The sequence below is a fragment of the Azospirillum cavernae genome (genome assembly GCF_003590795.1).
GTDB classification, from domain to species: Bacteria; Pseudomonadota; Alphaproteobacteria; order Azospirillales; family Azospirillaceae; genus Azospirillum; species Azospirillum cavernae.
The window spans coordinates 1292511-1309339 of sequence record NZ_QYUL01000002.1 but is presented as its reverse complement, the minus strand read 5'-3'; the positions used below and the strand labels follow the sequence as shown (position 1 = coordinate 1309339).

The 16829-nt window shown below is 66.2% G+C and carries 15 protein-coding genes; 7 read left to right on the top strand and 8 right to left on the bottom strand.

Annotated elements, in window-relative coordinates:
- Window positions 1–8: 8 nt before the first annotated feature.
- Window positions 9–827, bottom strand: a complete 819-nt coding sequence (locus D3877_RS17585) for a PAS domain-containing protein (protein ID WP_119831995.1) — start codon at window positions 825–827, stop codon at window positions 9–11.
- Window positions 828–1082: 255 nt separating this feature from the next.
- Here D3877_RS17585 and carB point away from each other — a divergent pair, with 255 nt between their 5' ends.
- Together carB and greA are read left to right on the top strand one after the other, a co-directional pair.
- Entirely contained in the window at window positions 1083–4328 is a 3246-nt protein-coding gene (gene carB, locus D3877_RS17580; RefSeq protein WP_119831994.1) for a carbamoyl-phosphate synthase large subunit, read from the top strand.
- A 97-nt stretch (window positions 4329–4425) separates the two neighbouring features.
- Window positions 4426–4899: a transcription elongation factor GreA gene (greA, locus tag D3877_RS17575; protein ID WP_119831993.1), complete on the top strand. Its 474-nt coding sequence runs from the start codon at window positions 4426–4428 to the stop codon at window positions 4897–4899.
- Between the two features lie 132 nt (window positions 4900–5031).
- On the opposite strand, the gene D3877_RS17570 is transcribed toward greA, so the two are convergent.
- Complete coding sequence (locus D3877_RS17570; protein WP_119831992.1) at window positions 5032–5958, bottom strand: dienelactone hydrolase family protein; 927 nt, start codon at window positions 5956–5958, stop codon at window positions 5032–5034.
- A 215-nt stretch (window positions 5959–6173) separates the two neighbouring features.
- Window positions 6174–6704 carry an Lrp/AsnC family transcriptional regulator gene (locus D3877_RS17565; RefSeq protein WP_119831991.1) on the bottom strand — a complete coding sequence of 177 codons (531 nt, stop codon included), beginning with the start codon at window positions 6702–6704 and terminating at the stop codon, window positions 6174–6176.
- A 160-nt stretch (window positions 6705–6864) separates the two neighbouring features.
- Between D3877_RS17565 and D3877_RS17560 the strand changes: the two genes are divergently transcribed.
- The 3 genes from D3877_RS17560 to D3877_RS17550 all read left to right on the top strand — a co-directional run bounded on the left by D3877_RS17560 (window position 6865) and on the right by D3877_RS17550 (window position 9345).
- The gene (locus D3877_RS17560; protein WP_119831990.1) at window positions 6865–7857 is read left to right on the top strand and encodes a mitochondrial fission ELM1 family protein; all 993 of its coding nucleotides are present in this window, start codon (window positions 6865–6867) and stop codon (window positions 7855–7857) included.
- A 141-nt stretch (window positions 7858–7998) separates the two neighbouring features.
- On the top strand, window positions 7999–8658 hold the full coding sequence (locus D3877_RS17555; RefSeq protein WP_119832526.1) for a 2OG-Fe(II) oxygenase: 660 nt from the start codon (window positions 7999–8001) through the stop codon (window positions 8656–8658).
- Between the two features lie 54 nt (window positions 8659–8712).
- Window positions 8713–9345: a 2OG-Fe(II) oxygenase gene (locus D3877_RS17550; RefSeq protein WP_119831989.1), complete on the top strand. Its 633-nt coding sequence runs from the start codon at window positions 8713–8715 to the stop codon at window positions 9343–9345.
- A gap of 144 nt (window positions 9346–9489) precedes the next feature.
- Here D3877_RS17550 and D3877_RS17545 read toward each other — a convergent pair whose 3' ends face one another.
- Window positions 9490–9780 (bottom strand): DUF2218 domain-containing protein, encoded by a 291-nt coding sequence (locus tag D3877_RS17545; RefSeq protein WP_119831988.1) that lies wholly within the window; start codon window positions 9778–9780, stop codon window positions 9490–9492.
- A 26-nt stretch (window positions 9781–9806) separates the two neighbouring features.
- Entirely contained in the window at window positions 9807–10445 is a 639-nt protein-coding gene (locus D3877_RS17540) for a PadR family transcriptional regulator (protein WP_119831987.1), read from the bottom strand.
- Between the two features lie 195 nt (window positions 10446–10640).
- On the opposite strand from D3877_RS17540, the gene D3877_RS17535 reads away from it, so the two are divergent.
- Both D3877_RS17535 and trxB read left to right on the top strand, forming a co-directional pair.
- Window positions 10641–12551, top strand: a complete 1911-nt coding sequence (locus tag D3877_RS17535) for a hypothetical protein (RefSeq protein ID WP_119831986.1) — start codon at window positions 10641–10643, stop codon at window positions 12549–12551.
- Between the two features lie 30 nt (window positions 12552–12581).
- Window positions 12582–13541: a thioredoxin-disulfide reductase gene (gene trxB / locus D3877_RS17530; RefSeq protein WP_119831985.1), complete on the top strand. Its 960-nt coding sequence runs from the start codon at window positions 12582–12584 to the stop codon at window positions 13539–13541.
- Between the two features lie 82 nt (window positions 13542–13623).
- On the opposite strand, the gene D3877_RS17525 is transcribed toward trxB, so the two are convergent.
- The 3 genes from D3877_RS17525 to D3877_RS17515 all read right to left on the bottom strand — a co-directional run bounded on the left by D3877_RS17525 (window position 13624) and on the right by D3877_RS17515 (window position 16495).
- Window positions 13624–14091: a Dps family protein gene (locus tag D3877_RS17525; RefSeq protein ID WP_119831984.1), complete on the bottom strand. Its 468-nt coding sequence runs from the start codon at window positions 14089–14091 to the stop codon at window positions 13624–13626.
- A gap of 137 nt (window positions 14092–14228) precedes the next feature.
- Window positions 14229–15941, bottom strand: coding sequence for a methyl-accepting chemotaxis protein (locus D3877_RS17520; protein ID WP_119831983.1), 1713 nt, complete (start codon window positions 15939–15941; stop codon window positions 14229–14231).
- Window positions 15942–16030: 89 nt separating this feature from the next.
- Complete coding sequence (locus D3877_RS17515; protein WP_119831982.1) at window positions 16031–16495, bottom strand: cache domain-containing protein; 465 nt, start codon at window positions 16493–16495, stop codon at window positions 16031–16033.
- Window positions 16496–16829: the final 334 nt, after the last annotated feature.

Below are 16829 nucleotides of genomic sequence, written 5' to 3'. Positions count from 1 at the left end.
CTGGCCCCTCAGCCGCCGGGAACGTGGCGGTAGGCCAGAACACGGGTCGCCTTGCCGCCATCCTCGTCGGCCAGCGGCAGCAGCAGCTCGACGAAGCGCGTTCCCGGCAGCATCGGGTCGTCGCGCACCATCAGGCAACGCGGCTCGCCGCTCTCCAGACAGGCGCGCAGGTCGGCCAGCCAGCGTTGGGCGGCTTGCGGCGGGTGGCATTCCGTCACCCGGCGGGTGGTCGGGCGCAGGGGGAGGCGGCGTTGCAGGGCGCGCCCGCAGGATTTGTAGACGAAATCCGTCCCGTCGGCGGTCGGCTCCATCAGGCAGATGCGCGGCACCGTTTCGCGGATTTGCGCGGTGTCGATCTCCCGCACCAGCGGAATCGCCCGCTTGCGCTTCAGCCTCAGCCAATGGGTGTAGAGAACGCGGACCTGCGGGGTTTGGTCCACGTCCAGCGGGTCGGCGCGGCAGGGCGGCGCTTCGGCCTCCGGCGCGGCGGCGGTCGCCGGTGACGGCCCAGCCGCCGCAGCGCCAGCGGGTGGCGGCGTGGTCGCCAGAATGGCCGAGGCCGAGGGCGGAACCCCGCCGGTCGAGGCCACCGGCCCGCCGATCCGTCCGCCATGCTTTTTCAGCATCGGCAGCGGCGCCCAGGCCTGGCAGGTGTGATAGCCCTTCGTGACCTTGCGGTAATCCTGGCTGCTGGCCGTGCGGCATTCGCCTTCGGCGCCGTGACGGGCGACGCGGACCAGCGTGTTGTCTTCCGACATCACCCGCTCGCCCCCCCAGGAGACGCAGGCGGCGCAGGCGCGGCTGTCCTTGGCGAATGCGTGGCTCATTGATGGTCCCGTGTCTCCAAAAAGCTGTCCTGACGAATTGATGCCCCCCTTTGCGATGGGGTTCAAGCCCGGCATAACGCGCCCCGCGAGCCGATGGTAACGCAGTCATGTGACAGCGACATCCATGCCACCCCTTCCCCCCCGGACCCGAACCCCCTATAAGGGGGCCTTGCACGATAAACCTCGCCCGCTCCCTGCCTCCGGCTTCCGGCGGCTGGGGGTTTTCGGCTGACCAAACGCTAGAGAACCGGACCCATGCCCAAACGCACCGACATCAAATCCATCTGCATCATCGGCGCGGGTCCGATCGTCATCGGGCAGGCTTGCGAATTCGATTACTCCGGCGTCCAGGCTTGCAAGGCGCTGCGCGAGGAAGGCTACCGGGTCATTCTCGTCAACAGCAACCCGGCCACCATCATGACCGACCCCGGTCTGGCCGACGCCACCTACATCGAGCCGATCACCCCGGCGGTCGTCGCCAAGATCCTGGAAAAGGAGCGTCCCGACGCCCTGCTGCCGACCATGGGCGGCCAGACCGCGCTGAACACGGCGATGGCGCTGTCCGACGACGGCACGCTGGAACGGCTGGGCGTGGAGATGATCGGCGCCAAGCGCGACGTCATCGCCAAGGCCGAAGACCGCATCCTGTTCCGCGACGCGATGGACAAGCTGGGGCTGGAATCGCCCAAGTCGCGCATGGTCAAGACGCTGTCCGAGGCCATGGAGGCGATGGAGATCGTCGGTCTGCCGACCATCATCCGCCCCAGCTTCACGCTGGCCGGAACCGGCGGCGGCATCGCCTACAACCGGGCGGAGTTCGAGGACATCGTGCGCGGCGGCCTGCGCGCCAGCCCGGTCGGCGAGGTGCTGATTGAGGAATCGGTGCTGGGCTGGAAAGAGTATGAGATGGAGGTCGTGCGCGACGGCGCCGACAACTGCATCATCATCTGCGCCATCGAAAACCTCGACCCGATGGGCGTCCACACCGGCGATTCGGTCACGGTCGCCCCGGCGCTGACGCTGACCGACAAAGAATACCAGATCATGCGCGACGCCTCGATCGCCGTGCTGCGCGAGATCGGCGTGGACACTGGCGGGTCGAACGTTCAGTTCGCCGTGAACCCGGCGAACGGCCGCCTGATCGTCATTGAAATGAACCCGCGCGTCTCGCGCTCCTCGGCGCTGGCGTCGAAGGCCACCGGCTTCCCCATCGCCAAGATCGCGGCGAAGCTGGCCGTCGGCTACCGCCTGGACGAGCTGACCAACGACATCACCGGCACGACGCCCGCCAGCTTCGAGCCGACGATCGATTACGTCGTCACCAAGATGCCGCGCTTCACCTTTGAAAAGTTCAAGGGCGCGGAACCGCTGCTGACCACCTCGATGAAGTCGGTCGGCGAAGCGATGTCGATTGGCCGCACCTTCCAGGAATCGGTGCAGAAGGCCCTGCGCTCGATGGAAACCGGCCTGACCGGCTTCAACGAGCTGAAGATCGGCGACGGCAACCCGGATCGCTCGACCATTCGCGGCGCGCTGGCCAAGCCGACGCCCGACCGCCTGCTGGTCATCGCCCAAGCCTTCCGCCACGGCTTCACCATCGCCGAGGTGCAGAGCGCGTCCAAATATGACCCGTGGTTCCTGGAGCAGATCAAGGGCATCGTCGACCGCGAGGCGGTGGTCCGCGCCGAGGGGCTGCCGACCAGCAAGGCCGGTTGGCTGGCGCTGAAGCAGATGGGCTTCTCCGACGCCCGTCTGGCCGAACTGACCAAGACCACCGAGTTGGCCGCCGCCGCAGCCCGCCGCGCCGCTGGCGTCACCCCGGTGTTCAAGCGCATCGACACCTGCGCCGCCGAATTCGCCTCGGCCACCCCCTACATGTATTCGACCTACGAGACCGACGGGTCGGGCGAGGCCGAGTGCGAATCGGAACCGACCGACAAGCGCAAGGTCGTCATTCTGGGCGGCGGGCCGAACCGCATCGGCCAGGGCATCGAGTTTGACTATTGCTGCGTCCACGCCGTCTACGCCCTGCAAGAGGCCGGGATCGAGACGATCATGGTCAACTGCAACCCGGAAACCGTCTCGACCGACTATGACACCGCCGACCGCCTGTATTTCGAGCCGCTGACCGCCGAGGACGTGATCGAGCTGGTCCGCGTCGAGCAGCGCAACGGCACGGTTCTGGGCTGCATCGTCCAGTTCGGCGGCCAGACCCCGCTGAAGATCGCCCAAGCGCTGGAAACCGCCGGGATCCCGATCCTCGGCACCTCGCCCGACGCCATTGATCTGGCCGAGGACCGCGAGCGCTTCCAGCGCCTGTTGCAGGAACTGAACCTGAAGCAGCCCGCCAACGGTCTGGCCCGTTCGCTGGAAGAGGCGGAATTGGTCGCCGACCGCATCGGCTTCCCGGTCGTCATTCGCCCGTCCTACGTGCTGGGTGGCCGCGCGATGGAGATCGTCCACGACGTCGCCGGGCTTCAGCGCTACATGGCGACCGCCGTGCAGGCGTCGGGCAAGAACCCGGTGCTGATCGACAGCTATCTGCAAGACGCCATCGAGGTGGATGTGGACGTCGTGTGCGACGGCACGGACGTCTATGTCGCGGGCGTGATGGAACACATTGAAGAGGCGGGCATCCATTCCGGCGACAGCGCTTGCGCCCTGCCGCCCTACTCGCTGCCCGGCGAAACCATCGCCGAGATCAACCGCCAGTCGGATTTGCTGGCCCACGCGCTGAAGGTCGTCGGGCTGATGAACGTGCAGTTCGCGGTCAAGGACGGCATGGTCTACATCCTGGAGGTCAACCCGCGCGCCAGCCGCACGGTGCCCTTCGTCGCCAAGGCCACCGGCACCGCCATCGCCAAGATCGCCGCCCGCGTCATGGCCGGGGAAAAGCTGTCCTCCTTCACGCTGAACGGCCCGAACCCGCCGCACACCGCCGTCAAGGAAGCGGTCTTCCCCTTCGCCCGCTTCCCCGGCGTCGACATCGTGCTTGGCCCGGAGATGAAGTCCACCGGCGAGGTGATGGGGCTGGACCATAATTTCGCCCTGGCCTTCGCCAAGGCGCAGTTGGGGGCGGGCGTCAATCTGCCGGTCAAGGGCACCGTCTTCGTGTCGGTCAAGGACCGCGACAAGCCCGCCCTGGCGGTCATCGCGGGCAAGCTGCACGAGATGGGCTTCCGCGTTCTCGCCACGTCCGGCACGGCGGCGGTGTTCCGCGAGGCCGGCGTTCCCGCCGAGGCGATCAACAAGGTGGCGGAGGGGCAGCCGCACATCGTCGACTCGATGATAAACGGCGACGTCCACCTCATCATCAACACCACGGAAGGCGCGCAGGCGCTCGCCGACAGCTTCAGCCTGCGGCGCACGGCCCTGACCTACAACATCCCGTACTACACCACGGTCGCGGGCGCCCGCGCGGCGGTGGAGGCAATTGCCGCACTCCGGAACGGCAGCCTTGAAGTTGCGCCGTTGCAGTCGTACCTTAGCGGATCGTATTAGGGTGGACGACGGCGCGGCGGACCTCCTCCGCGCCGTCTTTTTCCCTGGTTTCGCCTTGGACGGGTCGAACGACTGCAAGCGGTGATGGACCGAACACATGGAAAAAGTTCCGATGACAGCGGCGGGCTTCAACCGCCTCCAGGAGGAATTGAAGCATCTTAAAGTTTCCGAGCGTCCGGCGGTCATCAAGGCCATTGCCGAAGCGCGCGAACATGGGGACTTGTCGGAAAACGCCGAGTATCACGCCGCGCGCGAACGCCAGAGCTTCATCGAAGGGCGGGTTCTGGAGCTTGAGGACAAGATCAGCCGTGCGGAGGTCATCAACCCCGCCAAGCTGACGGGCGACACCGTGAAGTTTGGGGCCACCGTGACCCTGGCCGATCAGGACACCGACGAAGAGACGACCTATCAGATCGTCGGCCAGGACGAGAGCGACATCAAGCTGCGCCTGCTGTCGATCCAGGCCCCGCTGGCCCGCGCGCTCATCAACAAGTCGGTCGGCGACAATGTGGAAGTGTCCACGCCGGGCGGTTCCAAGCTGTATGAAATCGTGTCGGTGGAGTTCCGCTAAGCTCCTGTCACGCTTGCCCCCTCCCCATCCCTCCCCCGCTCACGCGGGAGAGGGGGCAGGACTGTTGCAAAGCGCCACAGCCCCCTCCCCTGCGAAGCGGGGGAGGGTTAGGGAGGGGGCAACAGCGACTCCCTAACCCCGCGTTCCCTTCACCCGTTCTTGCAGAAAATTCGTCACCCGCGTGATCGAATCGCGGCGAGCGTCCTCGTTGGTGCCGACATGGGCGACGCCGCCGGGGGCGGTCGCCAGATTCTTGCGCTTGCGCACCGGCGCGTCCGGTGAATCAAAGCCGTGATAGGCGTTGGGGTAGACGACCAGCTCCGTCCGCTCCTTCACCCCGTCGCGCTGGGCCAGATCGACACAGGGTTGGGCTGGCGTCCAATCGTCCTTTTCCCCGACCAACAGCAACAACGGGCCGTCGGGCTGCCAATCCTCATTCTTCAGCGGCGATTTGCAGCCGGGGTAAAAGGCGATGGCGGCGCGGAATCCTCCGCCCTCTTTGCCCGCCGGGCCGTCCTCTCCCGCCCCATAGGCGGACAGGACCGTGCCGCCGCCCTGCGACCAGCCCATCAGGGCGACGCGCTCGCGGTCCACCTCCGACCGGCTGCGCAGATAGGCCAGCGCCGCCCAGGCGTCGCGTTTGCGCTCCATCCCGGCGCGGACCGGGCGATCCGTCACCGGCCCGGAACAGACGTCCTCGACGCCGCGTGGGCCGAAACTGTCCACCATCAGAACCTCATAGCCCTGCTGCTGAAGCATCGTCGCCCACCAGACATGGCGCTGCGCGACTCGCCCCGTGCTCTTGGCGTAGAGGCCGCCGCAGCCGTGCAGCAGGACCACCGACGGGTGCGGCCCGGCCCCGGTCGGGCGCAGCAACCGCCCGGTCAAGGCCGTCGGCGCGCCGCCGGTCAAATCGCCGTCCTGCGAGGGGAAGCGCACGATCTCTTCCGCGTGCACGCCCGGCGCGGCCTGAACAGCGGCGGGAAGACCGGCCAACACCGCCCCAGCGCCAAGCGCCAGCCCAGTCACAACCACCTGACGGAGAGCAGATGCCATCATCCTCGAACGTCCCCGCTACGCCGCGCCAACCCCTGTGGTGGCGCTCGCAATTGCAATATTAGCACCCCTGCGGAAGAAAGCATCCTCTCCGAAGGCATCAGAGAGCCAGCCCACGGGTGAAGCGCGAACCCAAAGCCCACAAACAAAAACGGCGGCGCCGGGTTGTGGCCCGCGCCGCCGCTCTCACATCCGACAAAAAAGCGGATCAGACGCCGTCAGTCCTCGGCGAATTCCTCTTCGTCGTCCTCGGTCCCTTCCGGGATGTCGGGCGAATCGACGTCGATCGGCACGCCGGGGGTGTGCTTGGAGGTTCGGATCGACAGCGCCGACTTCACATGGGCGACGTTGGGGGCCGCCGTCAGCTTGGTCGTCAGGAAGCGCTGGTAATCGTCCCAGTCCTCCGCCACGATCTTCAGGACAAAGTCATACTCGCCAGCCAGCATGTTGCATTCACGCACCAGCGGCCAACTGTTGACGAGATCCTCGAACTTCTTTAGGTCGGTTTCGGCCTGACTGCTCAAGCCCACCTGGGCGAACACGGTGACGCCGAACCCGAGTTGATCGGGGTTGACGTCGGCGTGATAGCCACGGATGAATCCAGCCTCTTCCAACGCGCGAACGCGGCGCAGGCAGGGAGGGGCGGAGATGCCGGCACGCCGGGCAAGCTCCACGTTGGTCATCCGACCGTCGTTCTGCAAATCGCGCAGAATTCGACGGTCAATTCGGTCGAGTTTGACCCGCCGCATGGTTTACTCGGTCGCTCCGGGGGTGATTTGGAGAAAGGATATTACACGGTGATGGTGTCTACGCCAAGGCCCAAACCCTGACAAGAGCGCGCAACCCCAATTCTGTCCCGACACCCGCGCAGCGGCGACGGTCGCCTCCCCCTTTCCAACAGTCCGAGACATGATGCAACACCTCACCTGCTGGGTGGTTTCCGACGGCAAACCGGGCATGGAAAACCAATGCGTCGGCTTGGCCGAGGCGCTGGGGCTGACCCCGGTCATCAAGCGCGTGGCCCTGCGCACGCCCTGGCGCCAGCTCAGCCCCTATTTGCGGGTCGGCAACCAGTTCGCCGCCAGCGCCAAGGGCGATCCGATCCGCGCGCCCTGGCCCGATCTGCTGATCGGCACCGGACGGCAGAGCATCGCCGCTTCGCTGGCGGTGCGGGCGCAATCGGGCGGCAAGACCTTCACCGTGCAGATTCAGGATCCGCAGATCGCGCCCCGCCATTTCGATCTGGTGGTGGTGCCGCGCCACGACAAATTGCGCGGCGACAATGTGCTGGTGACGCGCGGCGCCCTGCACCGGGTGACGCCCGCCATTCTGGCCGACGCGGCGGCCCGATTCGCCCCGCGTCTGGCCCATCTGCCCAGCCCGCGAATCGCCGTGCTGATCGGCGGCGACAACGGCGTCTACCGGCTGACCCCGACCATCATGGGACAGGTCGCCGACCAGCTCGCCAACCTCGCCCGCAGCCACGGAGCCGGGCTGATGGTGACGCCGTCGCGCCGCACCGGGGCCGACAACGAGGCGATCTTGCGCGCCCGCCTGTCCGGCTTGACGGCGGAGGTGTGGGACGGAACCGACGACAATCCCTATTTCGGCTATCTCGGGCTGGCCGACGCCGTGGTCGTCACCTGCGACAGCGTGTCGATGACGTCGGAAGCCTGTTCGACGGGGAAGCCGACCTACGTGATTGAACTGGACGGCGGATCGCCCAAGTTCCGCGCCTTTCACGACGGTCTGTATCAGGACGGCATAACCCGACGATTCGACGGCGCGCTGGAGCGCTGGGATCATCCGCTGCTCGACGACACCGAACGGGTCGCCGCCGATCTGCGCCATCGGCTGATCGCCCATCGGACGCGCCACCATCCTGGCCACCATCCTGGTTGACCTTTGAACCGTCGGGCGGATGCGCGACCAATCGGCGCACGGCTTGGTATGACCAGTTTTCCGCTTCCCTCCCGCCGCGCGCGTGCCATAAACGCGGCGGGTTTTTCCCGCGCCACCGATTCCTTCCCGGATGATCGACCGATGACCTCGCCCGCCGCCGCCGTCGCCCAGAGCTTCCTGCGCTGCCTGGACGGCAGCCAGTCCGCCGCCCAGCCCTATCGGCACTGGCTGTTGTCCAACGCCCTGCCCGAAGACAGCGCCGACGCCATCGCCGCCCTGCCCTGGGGGCCGCCGCCGGTGTCCGACACCTACGGCAAGCGCGAGACGAACAACGCGTCGCGCACCTATTTCGGGGCGGAGAACCGCGCCAAATATGAGGTGTGCGAGCAGGTGGCCCAAGCCTTCCAAAGCCGCGCCGTCACCGACGCCATTCAGACGGCCTGCGCCGTCGATCTGTCGGGGACCAACCTGCGCATCGAATATTGCCAGGACACCGAAGGCTTTTGGCTGGAGCCGCACACCGACATCGGCGTGAAGAAATACACGATGCTGGTCTATCTCTCGAAAGGGCCGGGCTGCGAGGATTGGGGCACCGACGTGCTGGACGGGACGAAGACCATCGTCGCCCGCGCGCCCTACGCCTTCAACGAGGGGCTGATCTTCATCCCCGGAACCGACACTTGGCACGGCTTCGCCAAGCGCCCGATCAACGGCGTGCGCAAGTCGATCATCGTGAACTATGTGTCGCCGGAATGGCGGGCGCGCCAAGAGCTGTGCTTCCCCGACCAACCCATTGCGTGATTTATAGCCTCGACCGTCGGCTCACCCGCCGCGCACCGTCTGGAGACCTCGCCGATGTCCATGCTTGATCTGGACAAGTTCCGCGCCACCCCCCTGCAACATGATCCCTATGACTTTCTCTGCGTGCCGGGATTCGTGAAGAAAGAGCATCTGGAGGCGCTGCACCGCGATTACCCCAAGGTGGACAAGCCCGGCTCCGTGCCGCTCGGCGTGTTCCCGCAGGGACCGGCCTTCGACGCGCTGATCGACGAGCTGCGGGGGCCGGAGGTGGCCAAGGCCTTTTCCGACAAGTTCGGAGTTGACCTGTCGGATTACCCGACCATGTTCACCGCGCGCGGCATGTGCCGGGCGACCGACGGCAAGATCCACCCGGATTCGGCCAGCAAGATCGTCACCGTGCTGATCTACATGAACCCGCCATGGGAAGCCACCGGCGGGCGGCTGCGCATCCTGCGCTCCCAGGATCTGGAGGATTACGCGGCCGAGGTTCCGCCGGAAGAAGGCACGCTGATGTGCTTCCGCCGCAGCGACACCTCTTGGCACGGCCATTACCCGTTTGAAGGCCAGCGCCGCGCCGTTCAGATGAACTGGGTCAAGGGCAGCGTCTACATCTGGCACGAACAATGGCGCCACCGCGTCGGCGTGTGGGCCAAGAAGCTGTTTGGCGTCGAGCAGAAGGGCTATTGAGCGAAGGGCGCTCTGCCCCCTTTGCCCCCTCCCCATCCCTCCCCCGCTTCGCAGCGGGAGAGGGAGCCTTGTTTCTTGTCGGCGCGCGGCGGAGTTCCCTCTCCCGCGCAAGCGGGGGAGGGTTAGGGAGGGGGCGCAGCGCTTTCACCCCGCAAGGCTCCACACCGGCGCGCCCAGATCCTCGCGGAACGCGAAGCGTTTGAGGTGGTCGATCACCACCTCCTGAAGCCGGGGCAGCGCGTCGGCGTCGGCCTCGACGGTGATGTCCAGCCCTTCGGCGTCGGCGGCCAAACGGCAGAAACGCTCCTCGCCGAAGGGAATTTCGCCCCGGCCATCGCCATGGGTCACGGCGAATTTGTGCGCCCAATGCTTGCACAGTTGGGTCAGATAGCGTTGCGCCTGAGCGGTCGCCACGCGGGTCGTCGATGTCGCCATGGTTGGCCTTCTCCTTTCTTAAAATCTCAAGACCGCTCGACCGCCAGGGCGGCGGCGTCGATGGCGGCGGCGACGGCGTCGGTCTGTTCGGGCGTCAGATCGCCGCGCGACAGGCGCAAGCGCAGGGCCAGCTTGAAGTTTTCCACCGCGCGGACGATCTGCGGCGCGCGTTCGCCGCCATGGCGGGCGCGGGCGTGGGCGATGCGGTCGCGGATCGCCGCCACCGTGACGGCGTTGGCCTTCAGCGCGTCGGCGCCGTCCTCCGTCACCGCGTAGAGCTTTTTGTTGCCCTCGGTCGAGGCCACCCGGATGTGGCCCTGCTCTTCCAGCATGGTCAAAGTCGGGTAGATGACGCCGGGGCTGGGGCTGTAGGCGCCGCCGACCAGATCCTCGATGGCTTTGATGAGGTCGTAGCCGGAATGCGGCTTTTCCTCGATCAACCACAGCAGGACCAGCCGCAGATCGCCCTGGTCGAACACCCGGCGTTCGCCGCGTTCGCGACCGCCGCCCCAACCGCCGGGACCACCGAAGCCGCCCCGCCCGCCGCCATGACCGTGGCGGCCACGCCCGCCACCATGACCGTGGCCGTGACCAAGCTCGTCAGTGTCGTCGGACTCGGGACGGGAAAAACGACGCCCGCAGGCGTGAAACATATGCCGAAGCATGGAACCCTCTTTGATGCAGTTTCGATATAACGAAAACTTAGATATATCGAAACCCGCTCGGTTTCAAGAGGGCTTGCGAGCGGGTCGCAAAAAATCCATCGCGGGGCGAATCCGGGCCGCCGGACAAATCGCTGTTGCCCTTTTCGGCGACGGGCTATAACTGCGCCCCGGTTTGTTCCCTTCGCGTGTGTGGCAATGCCCCTTCGGATCGAAACTTTTTCCAACGTCACTGGCGGCTCCAGCTTCTTCAAGGCGGTGGGCCACCCGTTGGCGGCGCCCAAGGCGGCCATTCTGATGGCGCGGCTGGCGTCCTTCGGTCCCGTCGCCTTTTATGACCCGCTGGGGCTGCTGTCGGGTCTGGCCGAATTCTACGATCTCTCCGCGATCCCGGTCGCCGGGGTGTTCGTGCAGAATGTCGAGCTGGTGGGAACCGAGGTGTTCGGCCACGCGGCGCAAGCGGTGACGGACCTGCCGACCAGCGGGGCGCGCACGGTCTTCGTCGTCGCCTTCGATTCGCAGCGCTGCGAGGGGCACATCGCCCATCTGATCCCGAAGGATGTCGGCGTCGTCTCGCTGGACGCGATGCGCGTGCCGGAAGACATGCTGAACGATCCGGCGCATTACCTGTCGAAATTCAACTGGGCGACCAACTTCGCCTGGTTCCGCGACGAGGGCGGCCACCACACCCGCATCGTGTCGGCCAATTACTGGCCGCGCTACGGCGCCAAAGGCACGCGGCTGTGGGCCTGCCTGTTCGATCAATCCGGCCGCCCGATCACGGAATGGACGGAGCCGATGCCGCCGTCCGACGGCACGGTGGTGATCGACAGCCAGCAGGTGCGCGCCCGGCTGGGGCTGGGCGACTTCTGCGGCACCCTGTTCCTGCACGTCATCGGCGCCGCCGGGCATGACGTGGTGAAATACGCGCTGGACACCTACGGCGACGACGACCGCGTTCTGTCCTGCACCCACGACGCCAACGCCTGGCCCGCCGAGCGCTACGCCGGTCTGCCCGCCCCGCGCGACGATGAGCGGGTGTTGCTGTGGATCCAGAACAGCCACCCGACGCCGATTCCGGCGGGGACCGTCGGGCTGAACCTGATGGGATCGGACGAGATTCGCACGGTCGCGCAGGAGATCGCCCCCTTCGCCACGCTGGCGCTCGACAGCCGCGATTTGTTCCCCGACGCGCGGTGGCCGCTTCAGTTTGAAATCCAGGCGGGCAAGCATTTCGTCCGGCCCCGTTACGAAGTCGTATCGACCAACGGACGCCGCCGCATCGCCCACGCCAACGTCGAACGCACGGATCTGAAGCCCGATCCCAAGCTGGCGGCGCTGACCGGCGGGGCCATCGGCAAGGGCCACATCCTGCCCGCTCCCATCCTGCCGCCGGAGCGCTGGCGCACCATCCTGCTGCCCACCCCAATGAGCACGGCGCAGACCGAATTGCCGGTCAAGGCGGTGGTCTATGACCGCGACGGGCGGGAGCTGGTCCAGCATTCCTTCGGCAATCTGAAGCGGTCGGACAGCGTGGCCCTGGACGTCACCGCCCTGCTGGGCGACCGCGCTTTGCCCGGCGGCTGGGGCCATGTCGAATTGCTGTATGATTTCGATATCGGAACGATGGCCGACGGTTGGCTGCACGCGCTGGTTCGTTACGAAGACGAAAAGACCGGCCATGTGGCGGAGACCAGCTTCGGCAGCCATCTGTTCAACATGGCGATGATCTACCGCGACGAGCCGCAAAGCTACCATGGCCGCCCGCCCGGCCTGTCCACCCGGCTGTTCCTGCGGCTGGGCACGACGCCGTGGGACACCATGTGCCATCTGGTCTATCCGGCCTCCACCCCCTGGCACGCCCAGTCCGACACCAGTTTGATCCTGGTCCGGCGCGACGGCCACGAGATCGCCCGCCGCAAGGTGGCGATCGCCTGCGGCGGGTCACTGCACTGGCGCTATCACGAGATGTTTTTGGAAGCGGAACGGATGGCGGCGGGCGAGCACGCCTATGTGCTGATCCGCGACACCACCTGCCGCCTGTTCGGCTATCATGGCTGCCTTGCCGGTGACAGCGCCTTCAGCCTCGACCATATGTTTGGTTTCTGACGCCCCCTCCCTGCTTTCGAGACGGTTCCCATGCCCAGCACCCATCACAGCAAGGTTCTCATCATCGGCGCCGGCCCGGCGGGCTACACGGCGGCGATCTACGCCGCGCGCGCCAATCTGGAGCCGCTCATGGTCCAGGGCATGCAGCCGGGCGGCCAGTTGATGATAACCACCGATGTGGAAAACTACCCCGGCTTCGCCGACCCCATCCAGGGGCCGTGGCTGATGGAGCAGATGCAGAAGCAGGCGGAGCATGTCGGCACCAAGATGGTGTTCGACCTCATCACCGACGTCGATTTCAGCCAGCGCCCCTTTGTCTGCAAGGGCGACAGCGGCGACACCTACACCGCCGACAGCGTCATCATCGCCACTGGCGCGCAAGCCCGCTGGCTGGGGCTGTCCAGCGAGGAGATTTATCGCGGCTTCGGCGTGTCGGCCTGCGCCACCTGCGACGGCTTCTTCTTCCGGGGGAAGGAGATCGCGGTCATCGGCGGCGGCAATTCGGCGGTGGAAGAGGCGCTGTATCTGACCAACCACGCCTCAAAGGTGACGATCATCCACCGCCGCGACAGCTTCCGGGCCGAGCGGATCATGCAGGACCGCCTGTTCCGCCACCCGAAGATCGAGGTGGTGTGGGACAGCGCGGTGGAGGAGATCGTCGGCGAGGGCGACGGCAGCCTGGGCAACCCGCGCGGCGTCACCGGCGTGCGCGTGAAGAACGTGAAGTCGGGCGAAAGCCGCGTGATCCCAGTCGCGGGCGTCTTCGTCGCCATCGGCCATGAACCGGCGACGGCGGTGTTCAAGGGCAAGGTGGCGATGGACGAGTCGGGCTACGTCATCACCGCGCCGGATTCGACGGCGACCGACATTCCCGGCGTGTTTGCGGCGGGCGACGTCAAGGACAAGGTCTATCGTCAGGCGGTGACGGCGGCGGGCATGGGCTGCATGGCCGCGCTGGAAGCCGAACGCTGGCTCGCCGGGCACGAATAAAGCGGCCACGCAATCCGGCCACGCATAAAAAAGCGCCGCCGCCAGGGCTGTTCCCCGGCGGCGGCGTTTTTGTTGGTAGCGACTATTCCAGCAGGCTGCGCAGCATCCAGGCGGTCTTTTCGTGGATTTGCAGGCGCTGGGTCAGCAAATCCGCCGTCGGCTGATCGTCGGCCTTTTCCGCCGCCTTGAAGACGGTGCGGATGGTGCGGGCGGCGGCCTCGTGGCCTTCCACCAGTTGGCGGATCATGTCTTCGGCCTTGGGAACGCCCGCCTCTTCCTGGATCGAGGCCAGACCGCCGAATTGGGTGAAGCTGCCCGGCGCCGGATGACCCAACGCGCGGATGCGCTCCGCCACCTCGTCCAGCGCGGTCCACAGCTCCGTGTACTGCGTCATGAACATGACGTGCAGGGTGTTGAACATCGGCCCCGTCACGTTCCAATGGAACGAATGGGTCTTCAGATAGAGCGCGAAGGTGTCGGCCAGAACCCGGCTCAGCCCTTCGGTGATGGCCTTGCGGTCGTCCTTCGAGATTCCGATGTCGATCTTCATGGGGGTTTTACCCTTTTTGCTGTTGGGGGAATTCAGGTTTGACAACAGCTTGTGCGCCCGCCGCCGCTTTCAAGGCGACCTAGGCCGGAAGTTGCCCGCTTGCGGCCTTTTGGCCGCAACCAACGCCGCCTCTTGGCTCACCCCTGGCGCAAACGCCCGATGAAATCCTTGACCTCGCGGTTCAGGGCCACCGCCTGACCGTCCAGCAACTCGGCGGCGCGCAGAACCTCGCCCGCCGCGACGCCGGTTTCCCCGGCGCTGGTCGAGACGCCGGTGATGTTGTGCGAGACCTCCGCCGTGCCGCTGGCCGCTTCCTGCACGTTGCGGGTGATTTCCTGCGTGGCGGCGGCCTGCTGTTCCATCGACGTGGCGATGGAGCCGACAATCTCGTCGATGGACACCACCGTCTCGCCCACGCCCTTGATCGCCGACACCGCCGCGCCCGTCACCTGCTGCATGGTGGTGATCTGGGCGCCGATGTCCTCGGTGGCCTTGGCGGTCTGGGTCGCCAGATGCTTGACCTCGCTGGCGACGACGGCGAAGCCCTTGCCCGCCTCGCCCGCGCGGGCCGCTTCGATGGTCGCGTTCAGCGCCAACAGGTTGGTTTGCGCGGCGATGGCGTTGATGAGGCCGACGATTTCACCAATCCGGTTGGCCGCGTCGGACAGGCCGAGCACATGGCCGTTGGTCTCCTCCACCGCCCGCACCGCGCCGCGCACCATGTCAAACGAGCGGCGGACCTGGGAGCCGATTTCGGAAATCGAGGCCGACATTTCTTCCGTCGCGGCGGCGGCGGTCTGCACGCTCATGCCCGCCTGCTGGCTGGCGGCGGCGACGTTGGCGGCCTGCCGGTTGGCGCTGGTCGCGCGGTCGAGCATCCCCGCCGCGTTGCCGCGCACCTGATGGGCGCCCGCGCCGACCTGCTGCACCACCTCGCTGACCCGCGCCTCGAACAGATCGGCCAGCGCGTGGATGGCGCGGCGCTTTTCCTCTTCGGCCTGGGCCTTTTGCCGGGCCTGATCGGCGGTCAACCGTTCGACCTCGCGCGCGTTGGTCTGGAACACCTCCAGCGCGCGGGCCATGGCGCCGATTTCGTTCTTCATCCACACGCCATCGACCACGCTGTCCAACTTGCCCGCCGCCAAATCGGTGGTGGTCTGCGACAGGCGTTGCAAGGGCCGGGTGATGGAGCGCGCCAGCACCAGCCCGCCGACCATCATGCCCGCCAGCAACCCGGCCATCACCAGCGCGAAGCGGACGCGGTTGGCGTCCGCCGCGTCATGCGTCGCCTGGATCGCCTGAGCGGTGGATTGGCCGATGGCCTCCTGCACCGCCATGATGCGGTCGGTCAGCGCCTTGAACTGGTCGTCGGTGTGGGCCATCATCGGGATGCCGATCAGGCGGTCGATGGCGGCCATCTGGTTCATCTCGTCCACCGCCTTGGCGTAGGCGTCGACGCGGGCCGATACGTCGGTCAGCATCGTCCGCTCCGCCTCGGTCAGCGGCATGGCCCGCAGGGCGTCGATCACGCCGCGCGCCTGTTTGGTGTTTTTGGCGATGGCGTCGCGCATCAGTTGCAGCTTGGCGTCTTCGATGCCCGACCCGGACAGCGCCAGATGGCGCGAGACGTCGCTGTGGATCACGTAAGCGGTGGCGACCAGACGGTCGATCTGCCCGCGTCGTTCCGCCGCCGATTTGTGGATGCCGTCCACCGACGACACCGCCTGATCGGCCTGCCGGTCGGCCAGAACCAAGGCCCCGACCGTCAGAACGATCCCCATCAAGGGGGCCACGAACACGCGCGCCGCCACCGACAGCCCGGTCAGGCGCTTAAAGATGCCACCGCTCATCACCACCCCCACCAATTTTGGCCCCGCAATCCAGGCCAAACCGCCCGCGCCCGCCCAACCGTCGCCAGCCGGGCGCGCGCCAACCGCCGTTACTTGTAGACGCCGACGTAGGCGACGAGTTCCTGGTTGGGAACCCGCTTCACGTAGGTGACTTTCGGTTCGATCTTGTTGGTGGCCGGATTCAGCCAACGATATTCGACCCAGCCCTCGCCCTTGTCCTTGGCCACGGCCAGAACGTCCTGGACGATGAAACGCCCGTCGGGATCCTTGACGTTGATGACGGTCTGACCGACGCCCGCCGGACGCGGCGGATAGACCTTCCAGGTGCCGGTGAAGTCGATGACGTTCACATAGATTTCGCCGAACTTGTATTCGCCGTCCGCGTTGAAGACGACCGCCGCCTGCTCCAGCCCCTTGGCGGCGATCAGATCGGCGGCCTTCAGGGTGATCGCCTTGGCGTCGTCCTGGGTCGGCTTGGCGGTCTGCGCCACGGCGGCCCCGGCAAGACCCGTGGCGAACAAACCAATCATAAGAAAGCGAAGCACTGTGCGCATGCGTATGTTCCCCAAAGCTCATGACCGGAACACAAAGTGTCGACACTCGGTCAGATTTGTTGTTGAAGCGATTTTTCGAAAATTCGACACGCTTCTTATCCGCAAAGGTACTACCAGAAGGTTTCAGGATTTTGTCGAATTGATTTCGCCCCCGTCATACCGCATTGCAGCGTAGCAACATCGGTATCTCAAGCGGCAATCGACGGCCCGCCCGACAACATCAACGAAATGAAGCATTTGTGACAAGATCTGTCGGCAATGGTTGGCTCCGGCATGATTTTGCGGCGCGTTGTCGCAACCGTCCGTTCACAATCCGCCCCCGACGTGACGTCTT

Coding starts and splice junctions, on each gene's coding strand:
- D3877_RS17525 (WP_119831984.1), bottom strand. CDS start 14,091: ATGAAGATCGACATCGGAATCTCGAAGGACGACCGCAAGGCCATCACC.
- D3877_RS17585 (WP_119831995.1), bottom strand. CDS start 827: ATGAGCCACGCATTCGCCAAGGACAGCCGCGCCTGCGCCGCCTGCGTC.
- D3877_RS17515 (WP_119831982.1), bottom strand. CDS start 16,495: ATGCGCACAGTGCTTCGCTTTCTTATGATTGGTTTGTTCGCCACGGGT.
- D3877_RS17540 (WP_119831987.1), bottom strand. CDS start 10,445: ATGCTTCGGCATATGTTTCACGCCTGCGGGCGTCGTTTTTCCCGTCCC.
- D3877_RS17550 (WP_119831989.1), top strand. CDS start 8,713: ATGTCCATGCTTGATCTGGACAAGTTCCGCGCCACCCCCCTGCAACAT.
- D3877_RS17555 (WP_119832526.1), top strand. CDS start 7,999: ATGACCTCGCCCGCCGCCGCCGTCGCCCAGAGCTTCCTGCGCTGCCTG.
- carB (WP_119831994.1), top strand. CDS start 1,083: ATGCCCAAACGCACCGACATCAAATCCATCTGCATCATCGGCGCGGGT.
- D3877_RS17560 (WP_119831990.1), top strand. CDS start 6,865: ATGATGCAACACCTCACCTGCTGGGTGGTTTCCGACGGCAAACCGGGC.
- D3877_RS17545 (WP_119831988.1), bottom strand. CDS start 9,780: ATGGCGACATCGACGACCCGCGTGGCGACCGCTCAGGCGCAACGCTAT.
- D3877_RS17570 (WP_119831992.1), bottom strand. CDS start 5,958: ATGATGGCATCTGCTCTCCGTCAGGTGGTTGTGACTGGGCTGGCGCTT.
- D3877_RS17565 (WP_119831991.1), bottom strand. CDS start 6,704: ATGCGGCGGGTCAAACTCGACCGAATTGACCGTCGAATTCTGCGCGAT.
- D3877_RS17535 (WP_119831986.1), top strand. CDS start 10,641: ATGCCCCTTCGGATCGAAACTTTTTCCAACGTCACTGGCGGCTCCAGC.
- greA (WP_119831993.1), top strand. CDS start 4,426: ATGGAAAAAGTTCCGATGACAGCGGCGGGCTTCAACCGCCTCCAGGAG.
- D3877_RS17520 (WP_119831983.1), bottom strand. CDS start 15,941: ATGAGCGGTGGCATCTTTAAGCGCCTGACCGGGCTGTCGGTGGCGGCG.
- trxB (WP_119831985.1), top strand. CDS start 12,582: ATGCCCAGCACCCATCACAGCAAGGTTCTCATCATCGGCGCCGGCCCG.